Raw genomic sequence first — 3,273 nt, 5'->3', positions numbered from 1 at the left:
GGTCGGGCGAGGTGTCCGCGAGCCGCACCGAGACCCGGTCCGACACCGGCGTCCGCGGCCCGGGCGGCCGTACCTCACCGAGCCCCTGGGCCTCGCGGGCCGCGATCTCCTTGAGCCGCAACGACAGCTGGAGCGTGCTCGGCCGGTCCGCGGGGTCCTTCGCCAGGCAGGCCCGCACCAGCGGCGCCAACGCGTCCGGCACGCCGTGCAGATGCGGCTCCTCGTGCACCACCCGGTACAGCATGACCTCGGAACTGCCGTGCCCGAAGGGGGAGTCACCGGTCGAGGCGTACGCCAGGGTCGCGCCCAGCGAGAACACGTCGGTGGCCGGGGTGACGGCCGCCCCGCGCACCTGTTCCGGCGCCAGGAAGCCGGGGGAGCCCACCGCCGTACCGACATGGGTGAGCGTGGAGGCGCCGGTGGCCCAGGCGATGCCGAAGTCGATGATCCTCGGGCCCTTGGGGGACAGCAGGATGTTGGACGGCTTGAGGTCCCGGTGCACCACGCCGGCCTCGTGCACCGCCACCAGCCCCTCGGACAGGGCCGCGCCGATCGCCGCCGTGTCGGCCGCGTACAGCGGGCCCTCCTCGGCGACCTTGTCGTGCAGGGACGGGCCGGGCACGTACTGCGTGGCGAACCAGGGCCGCTCGGCCTCCAGGTCCGCCGCCACCAGCCGCGCCGTGCAGCCGCCCCGGATGCGCCGGGCCGCCGACACCTCCCGCGCGAACCGCGACCGGAACTCCTGGTCCTCCGCGAGATCGGGCCGGATCACTTTCAGCGCGACCCGCTGGCCCTTTTTGTCCGAGCCGAGATAGACCACGCCCATCCCGCCCGCGCCGAGCCGTCGGTGAAGCCTGAACGAGCCGACGACGCGCGGGTCCTCGCGCCTCAGGCGCATCATCGCCATGTTCATCCCCGCTGCCCGGTCCCTGTGACGTGCCCAGCTTACGTTTCCCCGGCCGCCCGCGCGCAGAGGCCGCGCCCTCTCGGGCCCATGGATTGCGCCTACCCCACGCCCGAGGTGAAACGCGGTCAGCGACACGGATCTTGCTGTGTGGTTGATGTAAGGACGTCATCAACCCTCTCACCAGGTACGGACGTTGACTTTTGGTCAACGGACAGTAACCGGCATCGTCCCGTCGGGTGGGGGGAAGCGTCCGGCCGCCCCCGCGACGCCCGGCGGTGCCGTTCCTCCCGCCTGCCGTGCCCCCGGACGGTCAAAGTGACTGAAGTCACGGCAATCCACCTCTGGGAGGAGACGCCGGGGCGCCCGCCCGCGACCCTTCCGGGAAGACCCTGAGACTCCACCGCACGTCTCCAACCAGGGGAGTACGCGCGGACAGGAGGCTCATCCTCCGGGAGGCCCGCCATTCGGTACGAGGGCATGACGCCCGCCCGGCGCCGCGAACCTAGATTTGAGGTCAAGCGGCGGGCCCGGCGCTCGCCCCCCGAGGCCATGCGCCCGCCGCTGCCAACAACCGAATCGGCCGGGAGAAGGAACCATGGCCCCCACGGCACCGAGGCGCGACACACTCCTCCGACGCCGCACGGGCCGCCGCCACCCCCTGGTGGCGACCCTGATGGCCCTTCCCCTGGCGGCCCTGCTCCTGCTCGTCTTCGACGGCTGGGAGACGGTGGCCACACAGGCGTCGTCCGTGGGTGCGATGCTGGGCCGCTGAGAAGCGGTCCAGGCCCGGAAGAGCGGTCCGGGTGGAGATCCCTTACATCCAGAAACCCCGTGGGGACGGGGGTGCGACGGACGGCACGCAATGCCGGCGCAGCTGGGGAGCTGCGCCGGCATTGCGTTTCCGCCGGCCCCAGTACGCTCACCTCCCGTGACAGCGGAAACAGCCCCGGCCCTCACGGCCCGGCTCAAGGCGGCCCTCCACCCCGGCGACGGGCCGTGCGCCTGTGTCTGCGGTGCGCTGGCCGACCGCCCGGACGCCACCGTCGTCCGGCACGGCACGACCGTCGCCAAGGCACACGCCCCGGACACCGACCCGCGCGAGCTGGCCCACCGCCTCACCGCCGCCGCCCGCCTCCCGGGCATCCTGCTGCCCCCGCGCGCCACGGCCCCGGCCCGCCTGGACGGCCGCCTCGTCACCCACTGGCCCTACGGCACCCCCGTCGACCGGGACGACCCCGACGCCGCACCGTGGGAAGCCACGGCCACCCTCCTCGCCCGCCTCCACCGCACCCCTCCACCCACGGGACTCCCCGCGATGCGCGGCCCCGCCAAAGCGGCCCTGGCGATGGCCCGCCTGCGCCGCACCCTGACCGACCACCCCTGCACCGAGGCCCGGCCCGTCCTGGCCGCCTGGGCCGCCCTCCCGCCCTGGGTCCGCGCAGAAGCCCCCGCCCCCGGCACCCCGTTCCTCTGTCACGGCGATCTGCACCTCGGCCAGCTGGTCCGCCACCCCGCGCCCGACGGACCCTGGCACCTCATCGACGTCGACGACCTCGGACTCGGCGTCCCCGCCTGGGACCTCGCCCGCCCCGCCGCCTGGTACGCCTGCGGCCTTCTTCCGCCCGGGGAATGGCTCCGCTTCCTGACCGCCTACCAGGCGGCGGACGGTCCGGCCGTGCCCCCGGAGGCCGACCCCTGGCCCGTACTGGACGTCCCGGCCCGCGCGCTCACCGTGCAGACCGCCGCCCTCGCCCTCACCAAGGCCCTCACCGCCGGGCGCCCGCTGGACGAGGTGGAGCGGGCCGTCGTGGACGCCTGTGCGCGAATGCCGGGCGCACCCGGCCAGTTGGCCCGCGGTTTCCTCAAATAGGCTGCAACCGGCCGGGGCAGGACGGAGTCTGTCCTGGAGAAACACCGAGCAGCACCCGACGGCGAGGAGTTGAGCCGAACCATGCAGTGTCCGAAGTGCCATGCGCCGATGCACACCTACAACCGCAACGGCGTCCAGATAGAGCAGTGCGACGGCTGCCGCGGCATCTTCCTCGACTACGGCGAGCTGGAGGCGCTGACCCGCCTGGAGTCGCAGTGGTCCCAGCCCGGCCCGCCGCCGCCCGCCCCGCAGGGCTACCCCGCCGCGCCCGCCCCCGCCTGGGGCGCCCCGCAGCACGGCGGCCACCACCAAGGCGGCCACTACGGCGGCCACCACCGCCACAAGAGCTTCGGCCACATGCTCTTCTCGAGCTGAGACACGAAGAATCCCCCGGCCGTACAAGACGGCCGGGGGATTCTTCGGTGTGTGGACGATACTGGGATTGAACCAGTGACCTCTTCCGTGTCAGGGAAGCGCTCTCCCGCTGAGCTAATCG

General features: G+C 73.4%; 4 protein-coding genes and 1 tRNA gene. 3 read left to right on the top strand and 2 right to left on the bottom strand.

Features of this window, described 5'->3' with window-relative positions; translation table 11 throughout:
• Positions 1 to 913 (bottom strand): serine/threonine-protein kinase (locus GT030_RS06385; RefSeq protein WP_161200237.1); only part of this gene is annotated, 913 nt, incomplete at its 3' end.
• 589 nt (positions 914 to 1,502) lie between these two features.
• Here GT030_RS06385 and GT030_RS35465 point away from each other — a divergent pair.
• From GT030_RS35465 to GT030_RS06375, 3 genes are all read left to right on the top strand, one after another.
• Entirely contained in the window at positions 1,503 to 1,679 is a 177-nt protein-coding gene (locus tag GT030_RS35465; RefSeq protein ID WP_086695998.1) for a hypothetical protein, read from the top strand.
• Between the two features lie 156 nt (positions 1,680 to 1,835).
• Positions 1,836 to 2,777, top strand: coding sequence for an aminoglycoside phosphotransferase family protein (locus GT030_RS06380; protein WP_346009578.1), 942 nt, complete (start codon positions 1,836 to 1,838; stop codon positions 2,775 to 2,777).
• 81 nt (positions 2,778 to 2,858) lie between these two features.
• Positions 2,859 to 3,152 (top strand): zf-TFIIB domain-containing protein, encoded by a 294-nt coding sequence (locus GT030_RS06375; RefSeq protein ID WP_161200235.1) that lies wholly within the window; start codon positions 2,859 to 2,861, stop codon positions 3,150 to 3,152.
• A 52-nt stretch (positions 3,153 to 3,204) separates the two neighbouring features.
• Here the strand turns inward: GT030_RS06375 and GT030_RS06370 are convergent.
• Positions 3,205 to 3,273: transfer RNA gene (locus tag GT030_RS06370), tRNA-Val, on the bottom strand.

The sequence above is a fragment of the Streptomyces sp. SID1328 genome (assembly GCF_009865595.1).
Lineage (GTDB): Bacteria > Actinomycetota > Actinomycetes > Streptomycetales > Streptomycetaceae > Streptomyces > Streptomyces griseoluteus.
This window is presented reverse-complemented; position numbering and strand designations above follow the sequence as displayed.

Excerpts from the sequence above, each read along its gene's own strand:
- GT030_RS35465 (WP_086695998.1), top strand. The coding sequence starts at position 1,503 with ATGGCCCCCACGGCACCGAGGCGCGACACACTCCTCCGACGCCGCACG.
- GT030_RS06375 (WP_161200235.1), top strand. The coding sequence starts at position 2,859 with ATGCAGTGTCCGAAGTGCCATGCGCCGATGCACACCTACAACCGCAAC.